Annotated in this window: 21 protein-coding genes; 10 read left to right on the top strand and 11 right to left on the bottom strand. The window is 64.1% G+C overall.

Features of this window, described 5'->3' with window-relative positions; translation table 11 throughout:
* The first annotated feature begins 227 nt into the window (after positions 1 to 227).
* Positions 228 to 659 carry a CBS domain-containing protein gene (locus tag JQ586_RS27190; RefSeq protein ID WP_212397700.1) on the top strand — a complete coding sequence of 144 codons (432 nt, stop codon included), beginning with the start codon at positions 228 to 230 and terminating at the stop codon, positions 657 to 659.
* Positions 660 to 869: 210 nt separating this feature from the next.
* Here the strand turns inward: JQ586_RS27190 and JQ586_RS27185 are convergent, their stop codons facing one another.
* The 3 genes from JQ586_RS27185 to JQ586_RS27175 all read right to left on the bottom strand — a co-directional run bounded on the left by JQ586_RS27185 (position 870) and on the right by JQ586_RS27175 (position 3,734).
* A complete protein-coding gene (locus JQ586_RS27185) occupies positions 870 to 1,244 on the bottom strand; it encodes a hypothetical protein (RefSeq protein WP_212397699.1) in 375 nt (124 codons plus the stop codon).
* Between the two features lie 62 nt (positions 1,245 to 1,306).
* Complete coding sequence (locus tag JQ586_RS27180) at positions 1,307 to 3,298, bottom strand: pyrroloquinoline quinone-dependent dehydrogenase (RefSeq protein WP_249148214.1); 1,992 nt, start codon at positions 3,296 to 3,298, stop codon at positions 1,307 to 1,309.
* 205 nt (positions 3,299 to 3,503) lie between these two features.
* Positions 3,504 to 3,734 carry a hypothetical protein gene (locus JQ586_RS27175; RefSeq protein WP_212397697.1) on the bottom strand — a complete coding sequence of 77 codons (231 nt, stop codon included), beginning with the start codon at positions 3,732 to 3,734 and terminating at the stop codon, positions 3,504 to 3,506.
* Between the two features lie 157 nt (positions 3,735 to 3,891).
* Between JQ586_RS27175 and JQ586_RS27170 the strand changes: the two genes are divergently transcribed.
* Positions 3,892 to 4,338: a hypothetical protein gene (locus JQ586_RS27170; RefSeq protein WP_212397696.1), complete on the top strand. Its 447-nt coding sequence runs from the start codon at positions 3,892 to 3,894 to the stop codon at positions 4,336 to 4,338.
* Between the two features lie 24 nt (positions 4,339 to 4,362).
* Here the strand turns inward: JQ586_RS27170 and JQ586_RS27165 are convergent, their stop codons facing one another.
* A complete protein-coding gene (locus JQ586_RS27165; RefSeq protein WP_212397695.1) occupies positions 4,363 to 6,141 on the bottom strand; it encodes an adenylate/guanylate cyclase domain-containing protein in 1,779 nt (592 codons plus the stop codon).
* 195 nt (positions 6,142 to 6,336) lie between these two features.
* Between JQ586_RS27165 and cysK the strand changes: the two genes are divergently transcribed.
* On the top strand, positions 6,337 to 7,386 hold the full coding sequence (gene cysK / locus JQ586_RS27160; protein WP_212397694.1) for a cysteine synthase A: 1,050 nt from the start codon (positions 6,337 to 6,339) through the stop codon (positions 7,384 to 7,386).
* Positions 7,387 to 7,464: 78 nt separating this feature from the next.
* On the top strand, positions 7,465 to 8,430 hold the full coding sequence (locus JQ586_RS27155) for a tripartite tricarboxylate transporter substrate binding protein (protein WP_212397693.1): 966 nt from the start codon (positions 7,465 to 7,467) through the stop codon (positions 8,428 to 8,430).
* A gap of 56 nt (positions 8,431 to 8,486) precedes the next feature.
* Here the strand turns inward: JQ586_RS27155 and JQ586_RS27150 are convergent, their stop codons facing one another.
* Positions 8,487 to 10,514, bottom strand: a complete 2,028-nt coding sequence (locus JQ586_RS27150; RefSeq protein ID WP_249148192.1) for a TonB-dependent receptor — start codon at positions 10,512 to 10,514, stop codon at positions 8,487 to 8,489.
* A gap of 461 nt (positions 10,515 to 10,975) precedes the next feature.
* Between JQ586_RS27150 and nikR the strand changes: the two genes are divergently transcribed.
* Positions 10,976 to 11,425 carry a nickel-responsive transcriptional regulator NikR gene (nikR, locus tag JQ586_RS27145; protein ID WP_212397692.1) on the top strand — a complete coding sequence of 150 codons (450 nt, stop codon included), beginning with the start codon at positions 10,976 to 10,978 and terminating at the stop codon, positions 11,423 to 11,425.
* A 798-nt stretch (positions 11,426 to 12,223) separates the two neighbouring features.
* Positions 12,224 to 13,408, top strand: coding sequence for a GNAT family N-acetyltransferase (locus JQ586_RS27140; RefSeq protein WP_212397691.1), 1,185 nt, complete (start codon positions 12,224 to 12,226; stop codon positions 13,406 to 13,408).
* An 18-nt stretch (positions 13,409 to 13,426) separates the two neighbouring features.
* Here JQ586_RS27140 and JQ586_RS27135 read toward each other — a convergent pair whose 3' ends face one another.
* From JQ586_RS27135 to JQ586_RS27125, 3 genes are all read right to left on the bottom strand, one after another.
* Entirely contained in the window at positions 13,427 to 14,065 is a 639-nt protein-coding gene (locus tag JQ586_RS27135) for an NIPSNAP family protein (protein WP_212397690.1), read from the bottom strand.
* Positions 14,066 to 14,146: 81 nt separating this feature from the next.
* Positions 14,147 to 14,812 carry a DsbA family oxidoreductase gene (locus JQ586_RS27130; protein WP_212397689.1) on the bottom strand — a complete coding sequence of 222 codons (666 nt, stop codon included), beginning with the start codon at positions 14,810 to 14,812 and terminating at the stop codon, positions 14,147 to 14,149.
* 60 nt (positions 14,813 to 14,872) lie between these two features.
* Positions 14,873 to 15,697 (bottom strand): helix-turn-helix domain-containing protein, encoded by an 825-nt coding sequence (locus JQ586_RS27125; RefSeq protein WP_212397688.1) that lies wholly within the window; start codon positions 15,695 to 15,697, stop codon positions 14,873 to 14,875.
* Between the two features lie 101 nt (positions 15,698 to 15,798).
* On the opposite strand from JQ586_RS27125, the gene JQ586_RS27120 reads away from it, so the two are divergent.
* Both JQ586_RS27120 and JQ586_RS27115 read left to right on the top strand, forming a co-directional pair.
* Positions 15,799 to 16,002: a hypothetical protein gene (locus JQ586_RS27120; RefSeq protein WP_212397687.1), complete on the top strand. Its 204-nt coding sequence runs from the start codon at positions 15,799 to 15,801 to the stop codon at positions 16,000 to 16,002.
* Positions 16,003 to 16,036: 34 nt separating this feature from the next.
* A complete protein-coding gene (locus tag JQ586_RS27115; RefSeq protein ID WP_212397686.1) occupies positions 16,037 to 16,435 on the top strand; it encodes a hypothetical protein in 399 nt (132 codons plus the stop codon).
* A gap of 22 nt (positions 16,436 to 16,457) precedes the next feature.
* Here JQ586_RS27115 and JQ586_RS27110 read toward each other — a convergent pair whose 3' ends face one another.
* Positions 16,458 to 16,928: a group III truncated hemoglobin gene (locus JQ586_RS27110; protein WP_212397685.1), complete on the bottom strand. Its 471-nt coding sequence runs from the start codon at positions 16,926 to 16,928 to the stop codon at positions 16,458 to 16,460.
* Positions 16,929 to 17,013: 85 nt separating this feature from the next.
* On the opposite strand from JQ586_RS27110, the gene JQ586_RS27105 reads away from it, so the two are divergent.
* Positions 17,014 to 17,448 (top strand): Rrf2 family transcriptional regulator, encoded by a 435-nt coding sequence (locus JQ586_RS27105; protein WP_212397684.1) that lies wholly within the window; start codon positions 17,014 to 17,016, stop codon positions 17,446 to 17,448.
* Positions 17,449 to 17,478: 30 nt separating this feature from the next.
* Here the strand turns inward: JQ586_RS27105 and JQ586_RS27100 are convergent, their stop codons facing one another.
* On the bottom strand, positions 17,479 to 18,129 hold the full coding sequence (locus tag JQ586_RS27100) for an SET domain-containing protein (protein WP_212397683.1): 651 nt from the start codon (positions 18,127 to 18,129) through the stop codon (positions 17,479 to 17,481).
* A gap of 314 nt (positions 18,130 to 18,443) precedes the next feature.
* Entirely contained in the window at positions 18,444 to 19,172 is a 729-nt protein-coding gene (locus JQ586_RS27095; protein WP_409411022.1) for a TetR/AcrR family transcriptional regulator, read from the bottom strand.
* Between the two features lie 111 nt (positions 19,173 to 19,283).
* Here JQ586_RS27095 and JQ586_RS27090 point away from each other — a divergent pair, with 111 nt between their 5' ends.
* Positions 19,284 to 20,687 carry a carotenoid oxygenase family protein gene (locus JQ586_RS27090; RefSeq protein ID WP_212397681.1) on the top strand — a complete coding sequence of 468 codons (1,404 nt, stop codon included), beginning with the start codon at positions 19,284 to 19,286 and terminating at the stop codon, positions 20,685 to 20,687.
* Positions 20,688 to 20,746 lie beyond the last annotated feature (59 nt).

Here is a 20,746-nt window from a genome sequence, read left to right as displayed (position 1 = left end):
CCAGCGGTCCAATGTCCGTTTCCGCAGAAGCGGACATTGCGAAGCCCGTTGAAATCCGTCGAGAATGACCCATCGCGGACTTCATCAAGTTTGCGGTGACGCACAATTGACGTTCGTTCAGAGGCTTCAATTCTTCCGCCCGTCCGCAAAAGTGGTAAGGTTTGCGTCTACATGTTTCCAGTCGCATTCGCGAGACAGGCGGCTGACCCATACGATGGGAGGAGAGCATGACCATCGAAAACATTCTGAAGCGGAAGGGTACCGACGTCACAACAATATCTGCGGACGTCACCATCAAGAGGGCGGCAGACTGGCTGCGCGCAAAGAATATTGGTGCCCTCGTGGTGACAAGTGAGAACTCAGTTCTTGGTCTCATTACCGAACGCGAAATCGTTCACGCATTTTCTCGCTATGGCGAGGAAGCTGGGTCGACGCTTGTGAAGGAAATCATGCAGTACGGTGTGACCAGCGTGTCTCCAGAGGAGAGTGTCGATCGCGTGATGAAGCTGATGACGCATCATCGCGTGCGCCACGTGCCGGTGCTGCGCGATGGCAAGCTCGTCGGTATCGTCAGCATTGGCGACATAGTCAAGCATCGGCTGGAGGATCTGGAGCTTGAGACGCACGTCCTGCGGGATGTCTACAACGCTGCGCGTTGACGGCTCGAGCGGGAAGGCCTGCCGGGCGACGAGCCGATAAGTAGAGCCAGGGTGGCCATTTCCGATTTGGCCCTTAGCCGACGATCTGTATGACGATCGGGAACGTCGGCTTCCCGACGTGAACCGGAAGTCCCCCAGCTCCGTCGCTATTGACGGCTTTGACCCTAAGCGGACACGCACGTTCCTCGGTGACGTCAGCTTCCCTCGCGGTCAGTCAATGGGGATCATCACGGATCGCCTCATCTGCCCTACCGCCTGAGAAAGATGTCCCTTTCCGTGCAAGTCCTCAATCAAGATAATTTCGCCGACGCCGATGATGCGGGTCTCTCCGTCGCTGGCCGTTATCTTGTTGGGCGCGTCGAGATTAATCACGTATTGCCGCCGAGTAGCCGGGTGCCAGTCAAAGAACCAATCGGCCGGGGTCGTGCGGAAATAGATCCCGGTGGCAGGAAGCCGTCCCGAAGTTGAGCCATCAGGGCCGTGTTCGATCATGTCGATGTCGATGTCACGAAAATGCGTGTCTCCGTTTTCGTCGGCAAAGATGTTGTGGATGCGCACAGCCGTCGCCCCATAACTCCTGATCATCAATTCTCGCCACGGGGCTCGAAAAGACAAGGCCGCTCGGTTTGACAACGCGCCGCTCTCGTTCATGACGATGCAGCGACGTTGCGGCGCGCCCGCCGCCGACGCCACAGCACCGCGACGAGTGCAACAAGCGCGACGAGCGCAAGACCCGCCTCGACCGCCTTGACCAAGAACCGTCCGCCGGGACGATCGATCGTGCGCGACCACAGCGACGGCCCCTCGCCCGGGCGCGCCAGGCGGAACGCCACCACGCTGTCTCCGATCGAGGTGCCGGCTTCGGAATGCCCGCCGGCGCCGATCGCGACATACTGCTCGCCCTTCCAGAGATAGGTCATCGGATTGGCGACGCCCGGCACCGGCAGCCGGCCCTGCCACAGCTCGCGTCCCGACTTCGCATCGAAGGCGCGCAGATAGGCATCCACCGCGCCGGTGAACACCAGCCCGCCCGCGGTGATCGCGACGCCGTTGACCAGCGGCGTGCCGGTATGGAGCGCAATGCCGAGCGGCGCCAGATCCTCGGTGGTGCCGACCGACGAATGCCAGAGGATCCTGCCGGCCTTCAGGTCGACCGCGACCATCTCGCCCCAGGGCGGCTTGTGGCAGAGCATGCCGAGCGGCGACGTCGCAAGCCAGCGCGACATCGCAAACGGCGTCCCCGCCTGCGGGCCGAAATCATGGCCGGGCGGCGAACTGAATCCCCTGGCCTCCTCGCGCGGGATCAGCTTGACGATGTGGATGGCGTGGCTGGTGTTGGCGTAGAGGATCTGGTTGACGGGATCGAACGCCGCGCTGCCCCAGTTCACGCCGCCGCCGGTCATCGGGTAGATCACCGTGCCTTGCGTCGAGGGCGGCGTGAAGAGGCCTTCATTGCGCGAGGCGCCAAGCAGTTTCTCGCAGGCCGAACGGTCGAGGCCACCTACCACGTCGTCGGCCGTGATCCGCTGCGGCATCAGCGGCGGCACGTGGGTCGGGAACGGCTGCGTCGGCGACAGAACTTCGCCCTCCGCGCCATCCTGCGGCACCGCGCGCTCCTCGACCGGCCAGACCGGCTTGCCGGTGTCGCGGTCGAGCACGAACACGAAGGCCTGCTTGGTCGGCTGGATCACGACGTCGCGCATGCCATCGCCGGTGTCGATCCGCGCCAGTGTCGGCTGCGCCGGCAGGTCGTAATCCCAGACGTCGTGATGCACGGTCTGGAAGGCCCAGGCCAGTTCGCCGGTCTCGATCCGCAGCGCCACAACGGAGTTGGCGTGCTCATTGTTGCCCGGCCGCTTGCCGCCCCAGAAGTCCGGGCTCGGCGACGTCGTCGGCAGGAACACCAGGCCTCTTGCCTCGTCGACCGACATCGGCGCCCACACATTGCCGCCTCCGGCGGCGACCCCGTCACGCACGAGCGGATCAAAACTCCAGCGCGGCTGCCCGGTCCGCGCGTCATAGGCACGCACCGCCCCGCCCGGCGCATCGACGCGGCGGTTGTCCGAGATCGACGAGCCCACCACCACGACGCCATGCCCGGTCACCGGCGCCGACGTGATCTGGAATTCGCCGGGCCATTCGAGCCTCGTGCCGGGATCGATCCTGACCTCGCCGCCGCTGCCGAAATCCGCGCAGGGTTTTCCGGTCTTCGCATCGAGCGCGATCAGGCGCGCGTCATTCGTGCCGGTGAAGATCCGCGACCGGCAGGCGGTGCCTTCCGCAGCGCGATCATCGACCCAATAGGCGACGCCGCGACAGACGAAGCGGTTGGCCGGCCGCTGTGCAGTGCTGATCTTCGGATCGTAGCGCCATTTCTGCGCGCCGCTGCCGGGATCGAGCGCAATCACCTCGTTGAACGGGCTGCAGAAGATCAGGCTGTCCTCGACCAACAGCGGGGTGGTCTCGAACTTGGTGCGCTTCATCACCTCGGGGGCGCGCGCCGCGAGATCGCCGGTGTGGAACGTCCAGGCGCGTACGAGGTTGCCGACATTGTCAGGCGTGATCTGCGTCAGTTCGGAAAAGCGCTGTCCACCGCGATCACCGCCCCAGAACTCCCAGGCCGAGTGCTCCGACGCCATGGCCGATGACGCGCACAGCAGCAATACAGCAAGCAGTCGATACAGAGATCGCATCGCTTCCTCCGGCCGATGCGATCATTCCGGGATCTGCCGCACCTTGCGAGCCAACGATTTACGCCATCGGCGTCTCGGTATCCACCCCCGCGGAAACGATCTCCGCCATCGCGGCCTCCCGACGATCAATTCAGGAGCGATTGTCGCGGACCTATTTCGGCTTCTTCGCCGGATCAGTGTCCTTTTTGGTCACGCCCCAGGGATCGTACTTCTCTTTCGGCTCGGGGATGCGATCAAGCGCGGCCTTGTAGGCTTTCTCGTCGACCTTCGGCTTCTTGTCCGTCGCTGCCTTGTCGTCCTTCGGTCCTCCCCGCCGGCCCTGGGCCAGCACGGGGGTCGCAACGACGGCCAGAATGACGGCCGCAATCGTAAGCCTCTTCATGTCACCTCTCCCCGCAGGCACAGAAATATCCGGCAACACCCGGACGTCGAAGATGACTTGTCTATCAGCATTTGTTGATCGACAAAACGCCGGCGCGAAGCGGATTCAATGCCACCAGGGGGGCGCAATCTTGGCGGCCGCACATTAAATAAATTCCATGGGACAGGGACGTGTGGACGTGGCGGCGCTGCTGTTCGGCGCCGCCTTCATGTTGAGTGGCTGCGGGCTGGCGGACAGCCACGCGGTGTGGCCGGATCTGCTGAAGGTCAAGGCCTCGGATCCGGCACCGCTCGAAGCGCCTCCCGATGTCAAGCAACTGGTCGGCGCGAAGCTGGAATCGGTTTTCACCGCGGGCTCGCAGCCGAGCCATGTGCGGGTCTCGACGCCGCTGCACGATCCCCGCGGCACCGGCTGGACCGCCTGCGTGCGCGCCGAGCTCAACTCGGTGATCGGCAAGCCGCTCGGCACCCAGACCTATCGCATCTTCATCGACAACAGCACGATCTACGATCGCCGGCACGTCGACACCGACGACAATTGCGTGGCGGAGAATTACGAGCCGGTCGAGATATCAGCTCCGACCGGCACGACAGCCGCACGGTGAGATCGAGGAGTCGAAGGCGCTCCGCTATTCCGGCAAACCCAGGCTTTGGAGACATCGGGCCATGCGATCCAGGGTCGGACCTGAAAACACCATGGCTTCCTTGAACTTTGAGGCCGTCATCCCGGGATAGTTTTGCATCATTTCGGAGAATGCCGCGTTCGCTTCGTCGATTCGACCGGCGCCTGCCAGCGATGATGCCAGATTGCGATAGATCCAGGTGGCGTGCGGGCGCTCCTGAAGGGCGCGCCGGTAGAACTCCACGGCCTTGTCGTAGTCCTGCTCCACTTCATGGGAGGAGCCAATGCCGGCGTAGTTGTTGAAATTCATCGGGTCGATCGGACTGAGGCGGAGCGCCTGTTCAAAATGCTGGCGCGCATTCTGCGGACGATCCGAATAATTATCGATCCAGCCAAGTCGGGTCCAGGCCCAGGCGCAATTCGGGTCGAGCGCCAGAGCCCGTTCCAGCAGAACCCGCGCGGTCCCGTAATTGCGCACGAACGTATAGACGGTCCCGAGCACAGCCAGGACGAGAGGATCGTCGCCGTTGAGATTGACGGCCTGCTCGGCGAGCGAGCGCGCCTTGGCCTGGCTGCCTGCGATATCGTCCGCCCAGTTGTAGACCGCGCGCTGAGCGTGGCACCAGCCCGCAAGCGCGAGAGCCAGGGGATATCTGGGGTCGATCGCCAAAGCGGTTTCGAGCAATTCGAGGGCCCTGCCGCTTTCCGCCTTTTCCAGCGCCCACGCGTGCGGCATCGCCCTGATCGTATAGTCGTAGGCACTGAGGTCCTGCGGCCTTCTGCGCTCGGAACGTTTGATCTCGGCCAGACGGATCGAGGGCTGCAAGGCGCCGGCGACCTGCTGTGTTATTCGATCCTGCAGGTCGAAGAACTCGTCCAGCGTGCCGTCATAGCGCGAGCTCCAGACATGTGCGCCCGCCTCAGTCTCGATCAGCTGCACGATGATCCTCAGACGGTTGCCGATCTTCTGCACGCTGCCTTCGAGGAGATAGGCAACGCCCAGCTCGCGGCCGATCTCCCGGGCATCGGTCTTGCGGCCCTTGTAGGTAAAGGCGGAGCTGCGTGCGATGACGAAGAAGGAGCGAATGCACGACAGCGCCGCCGTAATCGCCTCGACGATGCCATCGGCGAGGTAGTCCTGCCCGTCCTCCGCCGACATGTTGTCGAATGGGAGGACGACAATGGAAGGCTTGTCGGGGAGCGCAGGTCCCCTGGCCTGGATCGGTGCCCTTCCCGTCCGGTCCGGTGGCGCGGCATCGCCTGAGAGCCGCAAATGCCATGTGCGCATCGGCTCGGCGATGTTCCTGAGCGTCTGCACGCCCATGTCATCGAATGCGATATCCAGTTTTCCGCGAACCTGCCGGTACGCATCGTCGGAAATGCAGACGCCTCCCGGCATCGCGATGCCTTCAAGTCGCGCCGCGATGTTGACGCCATCTCCGAAAATGTCGTTGTCGTCGATGATGATGTCGCCAACGTGAATCCCGATGCGGAACTCGATCCGCTGCTCCTGCGCCACATCGACATTGTGCTCGACCATTGCCCGCTGAACGTCCACCGCGCAGCGCGTGGCATCGACGACGCTGACAAATTCGGCCAGCACGCCGTCGCCGGTGGTTTTGACGATCCGGCCGCGATGCGTGGCAATCGAGGTATCGAACAGCGTCTTGCGAAGTACCTTCAGTTCGGCCAGCGTGCGCTCTTCATCGCGGCCCATCAATCGGCTGTAGCCGGCGATGTCCGCCGCCAGCACGGCCGCCAATCTCCGCTCCACGCGCTCGGACAAGGAGTCCTCCCGGGCAGGTCAGCCTATGAAAGCACGGACTGCCACCCTCCGCCACTCGCATTGCCGGAAAATGTGGCGACATGCTCCGGGACTGGCCGATTGCCGGAAGGTTCAGTTGAGGTATGCTCCGCCGGTCAGCCGGCCGCATTTTCGGATTTCGATTTTCCGAACGATAGATACTCCAATGGAGGTACCATGGGCCATCGATATCAAAACATCCTCGAAACCGTCGGCCATACGCCCGTCGTGCGGATCAACCGTCTTGCGCCCGCAGGCGTGAATCTGTTCGTGAAGGTCGAGGCCTTCAATCCACTGGGATCGGTCAAGGACCGGCTGGCTCTCGGCGTCATCGAAGCCGCGGAAAAGACCGGGGAGCTCAAGCCGGGTCAAACCGTGATCGAGGCGACGAGCGGCAACACGGGAATTGGACTGGCGATGGTTTGCGCCGCCAAGGGGTACCCGCTGGTGGTGACGATGGCGGAGACCTTCAGCGTCGAGCGGCGAAGGCTCATGCGGTTCCTGGGCGCGAAGGTTGTCGTGACGCCTGCGGCGGACCGGGCAGTCGGAATGATCAACAAGACGATCGAGCTTGCCAAGACGCACGGCTGGTTCATGACGCGGCAATTCGAGAACGAAGCCAACCCCGACTACCACTCGCGAACCACTGCGCGCGAGATCCTGGATGATTTCGCCGGAGAGCGGCTGGATTATTGGGTCACGGGCTATGGGACCGGCGGCACATTGAAGGGTGTTGCGCGGGTGCTCGCCAAGGAGCGCCCCGAAACGAAGATCATCGTGTGCGAGCCCGAAGATGCGCAACTGCTGGGCAGCGGCGTCGAGCAAAAGCGCAACCCGGATGACACGCCCGCGGCCCCCCATCCGAATTTCAAGCCGCATCCGATGCAGGGCTGGACGCCCGATTTCATCCCGAAGCTCACCGGCGACGCGGTCGCGATGAAGGTGATCGACCGGCTTCTGCCGATCCCCGGTCCCGAAGCCATCAAGTGCAGCAAGGAGCTTGCCACCAAGGAAGGCATATTCGTCGGCATCACGTCCGGCGCAACATTGGCAGGTGCGCTGAAGGTCGCAGCACAGGCAGAAAAGGGCGCAAATATCCTTTGCATGCTGCCCGACACCGGCGAACGCTATCTGAGCACACCGCTGTTCGCCGATGTCCCTGTCGACATGGACGAGGAAGAGCTCAGAATTTCCCGCTCCACGCCGACGGCCCAGTTCAAGGCATAGTCGCTGGAGGGAATTCGTCCGTGGAATTCCCTGCGAACTCCGCCGGTGCACCGAATCCGGTTCGGGCAGCGCAATCGAATGAAACGACGCACCTTCATCGCGGGCACAGTCGCATTGCTTTCCACGCCGGGCATCGTGCGGGCGCAAGCCTATCCGGCGCGGCCGGTGCGGATCATCGTTCCATTCGGACCAGGAGGGAACGCCGACGTTTTCGGCCGAATCATCGCTCAGAAACTATCCGAGGAGTTTGGAGAGCAGTTCTACGTCGAGAACGTCAGTGGCGCCGGCGGCAACATTGGGGTTGGCCGGGCGGCTCAGGCGGCGCCCGACGGATATACCGTTCTCGTTTCTCCACCCAGCTTCGTGATCAATCCCGCGCTGTACGATAGAGTCCCCTATGATGCCCGCACCTCCTTCGATGCGGTCACTCTCGCGGTCAGCACGACTGTCGTGCTCGCGGTCCATCCCTCTGTGCCGGCGCAGACGCTCGGGGAACTGGTTGCCCTCATCAGGAACAATGCCGGCAAATACAACTACGCCACGGCAGGAGTGGGATCGCCCGGACATATCGTGGGCGAAATGCTGCGCCAGTCGCTGAGCCTCGACCTTGTGCACATACCCTACAACAGCGCCGGTCTGGCGATCGGCTCGACGGTCGCGGGCCATACGACGATCTGCCTTGCCGCGCCAGCGCCAATTGTGCCGCAGGTCAAGGACGGCAACCTGCGCGCGCTGGCGGTGGCTTACAGCAGACGGTTGCAGGCACTCGCTGACGTGCCAACGACGGCAGAAGCCGGTTATCCGGACATCGAGTTTGATAACTGGTTCGGCGTTTTTGTCCCCGCCGGGACCCATGAGGACATCATTGCGGTGCTCCACCGCGAAATCGTCAAAAGCATGATGCTTCCCGACGTAAGGGCGCGCTTGCTGACGCTCGGGTTCGAACCGGTCGGGAGCGCGCCGACCGAGTTCAGCAGGCAGGTGGAAATCGAAGTCGAAAAATGGGCCAGGGTCATCCGGGCAGCGAACATCAAGCCTGAGTGAGGGTCTTCGAGACTCGACTGCTCACGTCCCCGCGCACCAAACTTGCGGGTATGCGCCTAGAACGTTCCGGCCACGGTCACCCTGAAGGTCAGCGGCTCGATCGGATGCAGAACGGTGTCCATCACGCCGGTCTGGCAGACCGCAGCGGGGGCGGTCTGCACGGGATAGCAGAGATTGTAGAGACTGTCGGTCTTGATCAGCGAGCCGTAGGCGTAGGAGATCTGGTTGGCCTGGGCGTTGAACAGATTCAGCACATCGAGCTGGATCCGCCAGCCATCCGCGGTGCGATAGCCGATGCGGCCGTTGAAGATGCTGGACGCGATCGAGCGAAAGGCATTGTCTTCCGTCAGCGGCGTCGATCCCAGATAGCGCCAGCGCAAGGTGCCGAACCATCCGGTCTTTTCGCCGAGCGTGATGCCGGCGGAGGCGATCATCGCCGGCGCGTTCGGAATGTAGCTGCCGGGCGCGTTGCCGATCTGGGCTTGCGGATAGCCGGCTAGCGAGGCGTAGATTGCCGCCTGCGCGCTGTCATAGCCGACAAAGCGGGCATGCGTCATCGCAAGATCGGCATCGATATCGATCCACGACAGCGGACGGTAATGATTGGTGAGCTCGAAGCCATAGCGCCGGCTCGGCAGGCTCGCTTCCGTATCGCCGGCGTCGCCGCTGAAGACGATCTCGGAATCCTGGTCGAGCAGAAACACGCTGAGCGAGGAGTCGAGACCGGGAACGACCCTGGTACGCACGCCGGTCTCGACCCCCTTGGTGCGGACCAGCAGCGGTGAAGAGGCGAGCCTGGTCGACGGATCGCCCGGATCCTCGGTCGTCGTTGCACCACGCGCATCGTTGCTGTGCATTCCGTAGCCGGCACCGACGAAGAACTCGGTCTTGCTGAAGGGGCCGAGCGTCATCGTGAATTTCGGGCTGCCGATCCCGGCACTGACATTGCCGGAATTGGCACTGTTATAGATCGAGAACACGTTGGCCTGGTAGAAGTCGCCGCGCATGCCGACGGTGGTGCGCAGCCAATCGGTCCAGCGCACCGTGTTCTGCGCATAGACCCCGACCGAGCCCTCGCCGACCTTGTCGCTGCGGACATTGGCAAGGAAGCTGCGCTGCCAGGTGTCGGTCAAGGCCAGCGCAATGTCGTCGTAGCGCGTCTGCACGCCGAACGTCGTCTCCATCGGGAGGCCGGCGAAGGAGCCGGTCAGGGTGCGGGAGGCGCTGCCGCCGAGCATCACCCTGTCGTCATGCTGATGGAATTGATCGCCGAGCACGGGATTGGTGAGGAAATAGGTGAAGTTGTTGAACAGGTCGAGCTGGCTCTTCACCGCATAGGCATTGGCCTTCCACGATCCTGTATCATCGGTTCCGGCAATCCGTGCCGACAGCGCGAAGCGATTGGTCTTGCCGCCGTCGGTCGGGTCTACGGAGCCGAAGCGATCGATCTCGCCGCTGTCGATCGCGCGCTGCGGCACCTGGTCGGTCGACGTCCATTGATTGGCATAGGCCATGCCGGTGATGGACAGGCCGTCGGTCGCCGTACCCCTTGTGTAGCGGATCAGGCTGTTGACCTTCTGCATGTCATCGGAGGTGATCCACGGACCATCATAGGTGCCGCGTTCGACGGCGATCAGCAGATTGCCGTCGTCGACCTTCCTCGAATCCATGCCGAAGAAACGCAGATAGCCGAAGCTGCCTGCCGTGATCGACGCCATTGCCTTGGGGACGCTGTCGATCAGTCCGATGTGCAGATCGCCGGCCGAGGCGAAATCGCCCTCATCGGCATAGTACGGGCCTTTGCGGATATCGAGCCTGTTCACCGTCTCCGGCATCAGCCAGTTGAGGTCGGCATAGCCCTGGCCGTGGGCATGGGTGCGCATGTTCACCGGCACGTCGTCGACCCAGATCGCCATGTCGGTGCCATGGTCCAGGTTGTAGCCGCGCAGGAAATACTGGTTGGCTTTGCCTTCGCCGGAATGCTGCGTCACGATCAGTCCGGGCACGGCCTCGAGCAACTCGCCGGGGCGCGCTACCGGACGCGCATTGAGCGCATCACCGGTTACGGACGTCTGGCTCGCCATTTCAGGTGGGCCCGACGGACCCGATCCGACATTCGGTGCGCCGGAGCCTGCAGTCGCGACCGGCGTTGCGGGCTTCGCCGCTGGAGCGCGCGCGACAGAGGGAAAACTCCTGCGCGCTTCGCGCCTTGCCGCCGGCTTTGCCGGTGTCTGCGGCGCCTGCACGGTCACCGGCGGCAGCACTTCCGGAGCGGAACGGGGCGCCGCGCTGTCTGTCGCCGATTGCGCCAGCGCCGACCCGAGCCCAAATGTCGAGCTCGCAAGAACGCCACCGACCCAAACTCCGAACCGTCGTCCCACAGCGGCACCCAGCGCTACGTTGGGGCACGATTGTCCGGCGCCTGTCCGCCGCGCGGATCAGGCCATGCGTGGCTCGCCCCTTTGCAGGATGCTAGAAACGCTAGGTTCACATCAGTATGAAGTCAACCGAAAATCATCATACCGGAAGTCGGCCGGAGGACAGCATGCAACGCCTCACGATCACGATCGACGACGACCTCGTGGCCGAGATCGACCACTTCATCGCGCAACGCGGATATGCCAACCGATCCGAGGCTTTTCGCGATCTCTTGCGAGGGGGGCTCGCGCAGTCGGGCGGCGCGACCGCGGGCAACCATCCGTGCATCGCGACCCTGAGTTACGTGTACGATCACGCCGCGCGCGAATTGCCGAAACGGCTGACGAAGGATTTCCACGAGCACCATGATCTCGCGCAGGCCACGTTGCACGTGCATATCGACCACGATTCATGCCTTGAAGTGACGGTGCTGAAAGGCCACGCCAGCGAGGTAAAGGCGTTCGCCGATCACGTCATCGCCGAGCGCGGCGTGCGCCATGGACACGTCGTCATGATGCCGGTCGAAGGTGATCACCCCGGACACAGTCACGGCGCCCACCTTCGACCGAAACGCTGACGGCCGGCGGACGCAACTGATGGCGTTGACTAGCAACAGCGATCTCCCTCGTCCGGATGCGACACATCGACCCGACGGGCAAATCAACCAAACCTGTCAAGCCGCCGCTCCGAAAATATTTCGGTTTATCGTAACGACAAATCAGTATATAGAGTTTCCCGTCTCACCCGAATGAGGGGCGCTCGCGATCGTCACGAACGTGGTGTGGGATGCGGTGGACGCCGAGCGTGCGACTGACGAGGACACGCAAGGCGGACGGCGAAATCGTGCAGGCCTGACGCCCTAGTGGCAGGTGTCTCCCGCGAGATGCGAAAGCATCTTCGCGAGACGGTGACAAAAAAGCCCAGTCTCGCCGGGGCGAGCACGTATAAGCCGTAACCCATCGCGCAGGGAAAGCCGGAGTGTTTCCGGTTACACCTGTGGTCCTACCCCCGTGCTTTCTACTTCGCACGGGGCCCATGGGTGCGATCGGCACCCGGCTTTCCCTGCGCCCTCTGCTCGAGAGAGGGTGAAACGAGATGCCAAGCTCGGGCAAGTCATGTCGCGAGAATGCGAAGTCGTGATCCAAGGTTCGTGATCCAAGGGTCGTACATTTTCGGTGTCGTCCTGGCGACAGCCCTTGCGCGGAGGTCTTTCCGGATGGCTTTGCACACCGCCCGCAACGTGCTGAACGCCCCGTTAACATTACCGCTCAAATTGCCCGACGCCCCCAACTTCATTGTCCATCTCTTTGCGCTAGCGTTGCCCATGACGCGTGTCGGCCGACTGGGGACGCCTTGCGCGGCAGGAGACCGGAACGTGGCCGAGCTGGCTGACCAGGCAGTGATCCGCCGTGCATCGCGCAGCGATGCCACGGATCCGCATGCGCTGCCGGCGCTGTCCGACGTTGCGGCCGGCCAGTGGCGCGCGCTGGCCAAGCGTGCGATCGAGGCCAACGGCTATTACCAGCCCGAATGGGAATTGGCGGTCAATGCGTCGGCGCGGGGCCGCACCGGTGCCGCAGCGCTCGGCGCCGTCAATGACTCCGGCCAGCTGATCGGCCTGCTGCCGGTCGTGCCGATGCAGCGCGTCTACAGAATTCCCCTGCCCGCTTTGGTCGCCGCAGAGCCCTATGGCACGCTGTGCACGCCGCTGCTCGATCGCGATGCGGCGGAAGATGCCGCGACGGGACTGCTGCGACAGGCGCGCATATCGGGCGCTCATGCGCTGATTGTGCGCACGATGTCGCTCGAGGGCCCCGCGATGACCGCGATCGAGGCCGCGCTGGCGCGCGATGGCCTTCGTCCCCGTGTACTACACGCCTGGCAGCGCGCCACGCTCGATGCGACGCGCGACGCCGACGATCTGCTGCGCGAGGCGCTGGGCGCAAAGAAGCTCAAGGAGCTGCGCCGGCAGCGCTACCGCCTCGCCGATCACGGCGCGGTGCGCTTCGCCGTCGCGCGCACGCCGCGCGAAGTCGCATCCGCACTCGAGACCTTCCTCGCGCTCGAGGCCGGCGGCTGGAAAGGCAGGCGCGGCACCGCGCTCGGCCAGCACGCAGGCGATGCCGCCTTCATCCGCCGCGCGACGTCGGCGCTGGCCGAGACCGGAAGCTGCGAGATCGTGACGCTCCATGCCGGCGAAACACCGCTCGCCGGCGGCATCGTCGTGCGCCACCAGGACCGCGCCTTCTTCTTCAAGATCGGCATCGACGAGCGCTTTGCAAAATTCTCGCCCGGCGCGCAACTGACGCTGGATCTGACCCGGCACCTGTGCGCCGATCCCGCGATCGCCTCCGTCGACTCCACCGCGACGCCGGGCCATCCCATGATCGACCCGATCTGGCGCGGCCGCTTTGCGATCGGCGACGTGCTGATCCCGCTGCGCCGCCGCGATCCGCTGTTCGCGGCGATCCACGCCGCGGTGATCATGCATCGGCTCGCGTACGACGCCGCGCGCGGCACCGTTCATGCCATCCGAAATCGCCGCCGTAAGTCCAGCTGACGACCAGCCGCAGCAGCCTCACCGCAACGGCGAATGCGGCGCCGGCAGCATGATGGTCGAATGCATTTCCTCGAGCAGCTGGGGGGCCTTGCCGAGAAATTCCTGCCAGGCCGGATCCTTCATCGCATTGCCGCGCGCCTCGGTGCGCGCATTGAGGCTCGGATAGGCCCAGATATGGCAGACCTCGTTCGGTTGTCCCGTCTCAGTCTGCCAGAGACCGACGATCCTGGAGTATTTCTCGCGCTCGGGCAGCACAGCGGTGAACAGCTCGAGCCACTGCTTCGCCGCGCCGAGCGGCCTGGCGCGGTAGTTGCGGAATTCGTAGACATTGCCGGTCGCAGCCGGCGCCACCGGCGGGATCACCGCGTTGAGCAGGCGGACCTGCTGGTGCACGAGAAACGGCCGGATCGCCGGAATGTATTCGCCGGTCCAGCGCGCATTCTTCGCGAGCTCTGCGCGCAGCCGGGTGCGTTCGTTCAGGTCGGCATAGCTCCACATATGCATGACCTGGTTGAGCGGACCGATCTCGGTGATCCAGTAGCCTTCGAGCTTGCCGAAATTGTCGCCGCGGATGTCGCGCGAAATCGTGCTCGCCGCCTTCACCATCTCGCCGACGGTGCCCGGCTTGACCGTATAGGTCCGCAGCTCATAGATCATGGTCGTCTCCTGATTTTTGCTGATCTGCTGTCGACAAAGAAAAAGCCCGGCGGGGAGCCGGGCTCGTCAAGGGATCGCGGGCTACTCCGCCGCCTCTGCGTTGATCTCGGCCGAGACCTGGCGGATCGCGCGGGCGAGCTGCTCCGCCGGCTGCGCGCCGGAAACGGCGTATTTCTGGGCGAACACGAAGGTCGGCACGCCGGAGATGCCCTTCTCGGAGGCCTCCTGGGCCTGCCCCGAGACCACCGCGACATCCTCGTCCGTGGCAAGGCGCCGGCGCACGTCATCAGCGTCGAGCCCGACATCGGCGGCCGCCTGCACGAGTACATCGACATCAGTGAGATCGCCGCCGTCGCGGAAGTACAATTCCATCAGCCGCTGCTTCATCTCGGCCGCCTTGCCGATGGCCCCGGCCCAGTGGATCAGCCGGTGGCAATCGATCGTGTTGGGCTGGCGCTTAACCAGCTCGGGACGATAGCTCAGCCCTTCCTCGCCGGCGGCGGCGACGACGCGACCGGCGATGCCCTTGTAGGCGTCGACCGAGCCGAACTTGGCGGTGAGATATTCCTCGCGCGCGATGCCTTCGCGCGGGATCCAGTTGTTGAGGAAGAACGGCCGCCAATGCACCTCGACCGGCACGTCCGGGACCAGCTTCAGCGCATCCTCGATCCGGTGCTTGCCGATGTAGCACCAGGGGCAGACGACGTCGGAGACGATGTCGAGGCGAAGCGGTTTCAGGTCGCTCATGGCAGGTTCCTCGCGGGACGGAACCCCAAAGGTAGGCCGAAAGTGCCGCGAGACAAGCCGCTATTTCATACTGGCTGCCATCTGCCGCATTCGCTGCGCGGTGAGGTCGTCAGCCGGGAAGAAGGTCTCCAGCGCCAGTTCCTGCAGGGTGATGTCGACAGGCGTGCCGAACACCATGGTGGTCGAGATGAAGCTCAGCACCTCGCCGTTGTGACGCAGCTTGAAGGGGATCGCGACATTGTTGTCGGGCGCGATCGGCGCCGAGCGGGCCGGGATCGGATAGGACTTGAGGTCCTGATACAGCCTGATCAGCTCCGGATCGGCCGTAGCCTCGCATTGCCGGTGCAGCCGCTCCAGAAGATGCGCGGCCCATTCCGGCAGGTTCACTGTGCGCGGCGCGAGGCCTTCGGGATGGAAGGCAAGGCGCAGGATGTTGAAGGGCTGGCCGAGCAGCCGCTGCGGCACGCCCTCCAGCAGCGGCGCCACCATGCGGTTGGCGGAGACCAGATTCCAGTGCCGGTCATAGGCCAGCGCCGGGTTGGGCTCATGCGCTCTCAGCACCAGATTGATCGCCTCGCGCGCCGATTTCAGCGCAGGATCGTCGAGCGAGCGTTGCGGGAATGCGGGCGCGAAACCCGCGGCGACGAGAAGAACGTTGCGTTCGCGTAGGGGCACGTCGAGGCGCTCCGCCAGTTTGAGGACCATGTCGCGCGACGGCGCCGAGCGGCCGGTCTCGACGAAGCTCAAATGCCGCGCCGAGATATCGGCGTCGACGGCAAGGTCGAGCTGGCTGAGATGGCGGCGCTGCCGCCATTCGCGCAGGTGCTCGCCGATATGGATGGCTCTGGCGGGCTCGGCCCGCGCGGTGGATGCATGTGCGTTCATGGTGCAAAACCTACCATGCGAATTTCGCCCGTTCCATTACGCCCGAGGTAATCGAATTGGCGCGCAGGGCGGATCATCTTCCACGGCACAGGAGATGACCAATGCTGATGCTGTCCCTTATCCGCGCCTTCACCGTCGTGATCCCGTGGCTGATCCATCTGGCCACCTGGCTGGTCGCACGGTCGCTCAACATGCCGCAGCCGATCGTTCACGCGACCTCTGTGTTCGTGGCCGCGCAGGTCTATGCGGCGGAGATGAGGGTCGGAAAGGCACTCGGCCAGCAGCTGCAATCCTGGTTCCGCTGACGAGCCTGAACCCCAAAAGAGAGGAGACCCCGCCATGATCACTTCGTCCCAACTGCTGCGCCGCGCACTGCTCGCCGACGCCGTATTCAGCGGCGTATCCGCGGTCGGAATGACGCTGGATGCGCCTGCGCTGGCATCATTGCTGAACCTGCCGGAGGCGTTGCTGCGCGAGACCGGCCTGTTCCTGATCGCCTATACGGCGCTGGTCGGCTGGCTCGGCACGCGGATGTCGGTGCCGAAGCCGCTGGTGATGATCGTGGTCGCGGGCAACGCCACCTGGACGCTCGCGAGCATCGCGCTGCTGTTCTCCGGCGCGGTGGCGCCGAACCTGCTCGGGACGATCGTGGTCGTGGCACAGGCGGTCGCCACCGGCGTGCTCGCCGAGCTGCAATATGTCGGCCTGCGCCGCAGTGAAGCGGTGATGGCGGCTTGACGGCCGCCGGGGATCGCGGGGATCAAGCGCGATGCTGTCGCGCCCCCGCCTGCGCGCGCCTGTAACGCTCGCCGATGCCGAGCATGACGCCCTGCCCGCCCGCGACACCCATCTCGAGGCTCGCCGCGATGCGCCGGGCGCGCTCGATGAAATGGTCTGCCGCGGCGGGCGGGCACAGCTCGGATGCGGTCGCCTCGAACAGTTCGAGCCAGCGATCGAAATGCGCGGCGTCGATCGGCAGCGGCATATGCTTGACCATCGGGGTGCCGTGGTAGCGCCCGGTCATCAGCGCGACTGAGGACCAGAACGCGCACATCTGCGCGAGATGCGGCTCCCAATCGTTGATGCGGGCCTCGAACACCGGCCCGATCATCGGGTCCTTGCGGACCTTTGCGTAGAAGCCGTGCACCAGCCGCTCGATCATGGCCTCGGTGATCCCGGTCCGCTCGACGATGCCGGCGGTGATCTGCTCTCGGCGCTCTGCCCCTGTCATTGGTCAACGTCCCTAAATAGGTATTTGAAATACATATTTAGGCTGCTATATCGGATCCGCCAAGCTCTGTTTTCAAGGGGCTCCCATGCGCCTGACATCGTTCACGGATTTTGCCTTGCGCGCGCTGATGCGGCTGGCCGGCGAGCCGGACCGGTCGTTCGCGACCGGCGAGATCGCGGCCGAATTCGGCATTTCGCGCAATCACCTCGCCAAGGTGGTGCGCGATCTGGCCGAGGCCGGCTTCATCACGACCCAGCGCGGTGTCGGCGGCGGCTTCTCGCTGGCGCGGCCGCCGCAGATGATCACGCTCGGCGAGGTCGTCCGTGCGCTGGAAGGCGGCGGCGCGCTGGTCGAGTGTTTCAGGGACGACGGTGGAGATTGCGTGCTGCTGCCGCGCTGCCGGCTGAAATCAAGACTTGCGGCGGCACGCGAGGCGTTCATGCGCGAACTGGATGGAACCACGCTCGCCGAATGCGCTTACTCGCCGCGTCCCGCGCGCCATCCTGCAAAGGCGTCGTGACGCGGATTGGCCCGGATCGAGGTCCGAAGCTCAGGCCTGCAGGGTCCGTGCCGGGGCGCGCTTTGACGGGGCAACGGTTCCCGGGACTTTGGTCACGCTGTGCCCGTTGAGGTGTTTGCCGTTCAGCTTGCCAATGCCGTTGGCTCCAGCCTTCTTCACCTTCGCCTTGGCTTTCTCCCTGGCGAGCTTCTCGGACTTGCGCTTCGCCTTCCGCTCGGCCTTTTCCTTCAACCGCAGCCGCTCGGCCCGCGCCTCCGCGCGCTTCTTCTTGCGCTTCTTCTCGCAGGCGTCGCATTTGCAGCCGATCGGCTTCAGATAGGCTTTGAAATAGTCGGTGCCGTAGTCGTAGTTGATCTCCTCGCCCGGCTCGATGTTCTTGATGGCGCGGATGAACACCTTGCGCTTGCGTGGGCGAACGTCGGATTCGGCGTTTGGCCTGCAGGCGTGGTTGATATAGCGGGCGATGTTCTCGCGGATCGAGCCGTCGATGGTCCAGCGGTTGTTGAGCTCGAACAGATACTTGTTCTCGATCTCGTCCTCTTCCTTCTTCTTGGAGTCCAGGATCGGCCCGAAATAACGGATGATCTTGGTACCTTTCTTGATCGGCTTGGTGGCGAAGAGACCAAGTCCGGTACGGGAACGTCCGACGCGATAGGGTTTGCTGGATGATATCGTGGGCATGACGATCGAGGCTACGGCACGCGAGGTGCATACGACGGAAACTTGCGAAGCCGCCCTTCTAGGACGATTCCGCGCGCCTGTCAGGTGTTTCCCGCGTGTCTGTCGAACCTTCCCCAGATTGCGCGTCTCAGACCGCAAGATAGTCCGGATCGCAAGCTTTCCCGATGAAATGCGTCACATTTGCAACGGCCGTGGCGGTCCTCGCCGGCACATGCATGGTCAGGCTGACGCCAAAACGATCGTCAGCCGCCACGCATCGGCGTCGCCGAACGAGTCTTGATCAGCAGCCGCCGTACCACACCGCTGGCGGGGCGCTAGCATGGAGACGCCGGCTTTCCGACCGGGCCTCGTAGCATCGCCTCCAGCAGCATGTCGACGGTGCTGCCCGGCGGCATCCGGCTCAGGACATCTCGCAGCCGGTCATCGAGCAGCAGCATCGTGAAACCGTGCACCAGCGACCAGGCGCGCACGATCGCGGCGGCCTGGTCGAGCGACAGCGCCCTTTCGTGGATCTGCTCGTGGCGGGTTTCTCCGATCGAGCCGGCAAGTCCCGCGAAGGAGGCGTTCGCCGCCTCGTGCAGCGACGGCCGCTTCATGTCGAGCCGCTCGGTGCGGAACATCAGCCCGTACATGCCCGGATGTGCCTGCGCGTAGGCGATGTAGGCCTTGGCGCGCGCCAGCCCCTTCTCGCCCGGCGTCGAGGCGGAGGCACCGGCCGCGATCATGGCGTCGTTGAACTGACGGAAGCCGATCGCGGCGAGGTCGCTGACGAGCCCGGTGAGATCGCCGAAATGATGCGTCGGCGCGGCGTGCGACACGCCGGCCTCGCGCGCCACCGCGCGCAAAGTGAGCCCCGGCAGCCCGTCGCGCTCGAGCACGCGCTCGGCGGCCTTCAGCAGCGCCTCGTGCAGGTCGCCATGATGATAGGGCGCATCGTTGGCGCGCCGTTTCGATGCCGCACGGTCGGGCGCTGCACGCGCGGCCCGGCGCGTCCGCATCGCGGCCGGCCGAGTAGCCTTGTTTTCTCTCGATAATCTCGCCATGCGGCCCGTTATATGACGCAATTTTTACACTGTAAAGATTTTGCTTGACGATCGACGAGCGCATCTCTAATGCTATCTTTACGATGTAAAGATCAGCGGAGGAGGTGCGCGATGCTCGACCAGGTGACGTCAACTGCGGCGCGAACCAATCTGGCGCCGATCCCCTTTGAAGCCGATGCCCCGTTTCTCAAGATCACGGGCGAATTGCCGCGCGAGCTGAACGGCACGCTCTATCGCAACGGCCCCAACCCGCAATTCGACGTCCCGGGCGCACACTGGTTCGTCGGCGACGGCATGCTGCACGCCTTCCATCTCGAGAATGGCCGCGCCAGCTATCGCAACCGCTGGGTCCGCACCCCGAAATGGCAGGCCGAGCACGACGCCGGCCGCGCGCTGTTCGGCGGATTTGGCCGCAAGCTGCCCGACGCTCCTGAGACGACGGTGACCGATGGCTGCGTCGCCAACACCAACATCATCTTCCATGGCGGCAAGCTGCTCGCGCTCGTCGAGAGCCATTTGCCCACCGAGATCGAACCCGGCACGCTGAACCGGCTTGGCTATTGCGACTACAAGGGCGCGATTTCCGGTCCCTTCACCGCTCACCCGAAGATCGATCCCGTCACCGGCGAGCTGGTGTTCTTCGGCTACAACGCCGCGGGCCCGCTGACGCCGGCCCTGTCATACGGCGCGATCGATGCATCCGGCGTCGTGACACGGTTCGAGCGCCTTGAGGCGCCCTATGCCAGCATGGTCCACGACTTCATCGTCACCGAAAACCATTTGCTGTTTCCGATCCTGCCGATCACAGGCAGCATGCAGCGCGCGATGAGGGGACAAGCGCCCTACGCCTGGGAGCCGGAGAAAGGCGCCTATGTCGGCGTAATGAAGCGCCGCGGCTCGTCGAAGGACATCGTCTGGTTCCGCGCCGAGAGCTGCTACGTCTTCCACGTCATGAACGCCTGGGAGGAAGGCAATCGCATCATTGCCGACGTCATGCAGTTCGAGGAAGCCCCGCTGTTCAACCATCCCGACGGTTCGCCGACCGATCCGAAGAAGAACCGCGCGCGCTATTGTCGCTGGACCTTCGATCTTGCAGGAAACACCGACCGCTTCACGCAAACCTATCTCGACGATCTCACCGGGGAATTCCCCCGCGTCGACGATCGCCGCGCCGGAATGAGCAGCAATCACGGCTGGTACGCCTGCGCCAATCCCGATCTGCCGATGTTCGGCGCGCTGTCGGGCATCGTGCATGTCGACGGCAAGGGCAAGCGGCTCGGCCATTATCTGCTGCCCGCCGGCGACACGATTTCCGAGCCCGTGTTCGTCGAACGTGGCCGTGACGCTGCCGAGGGCGACGGCTGGCTGCTCGCGGTGGTCTGGCGCGCCCGCGAGAACCGCAGCGACCTCGCCGTCTTCAACGCCACCGACGTCGAAGCCGGCCCCACCGCACTGGTGCATCTCGGCCATCGCGTGCCGGACGGATTCCACGGCAACTGGGTCGGCGCCGAGTAACATCCGCCCTCCGTCATTCCGGGGCATCGCGCAGCGATGAACCCGGAATCCGGAATTAG

Source organism: Bradyrhizobium jicamae (assembly GCF_018130215.1).
GTDB classification, from domain to species: Bacteria; Pseudomonadota; Alphaproteobacteria; order Rhizobiales; family Xanthobacteraceae; genus Bradyrhizobium; species Bradyrhizobium jicamae_A.
Note: the sequence above shows the minus strand (reverse complement) of the source record. Positions and strands in the feature narration are given on the sequence as shown.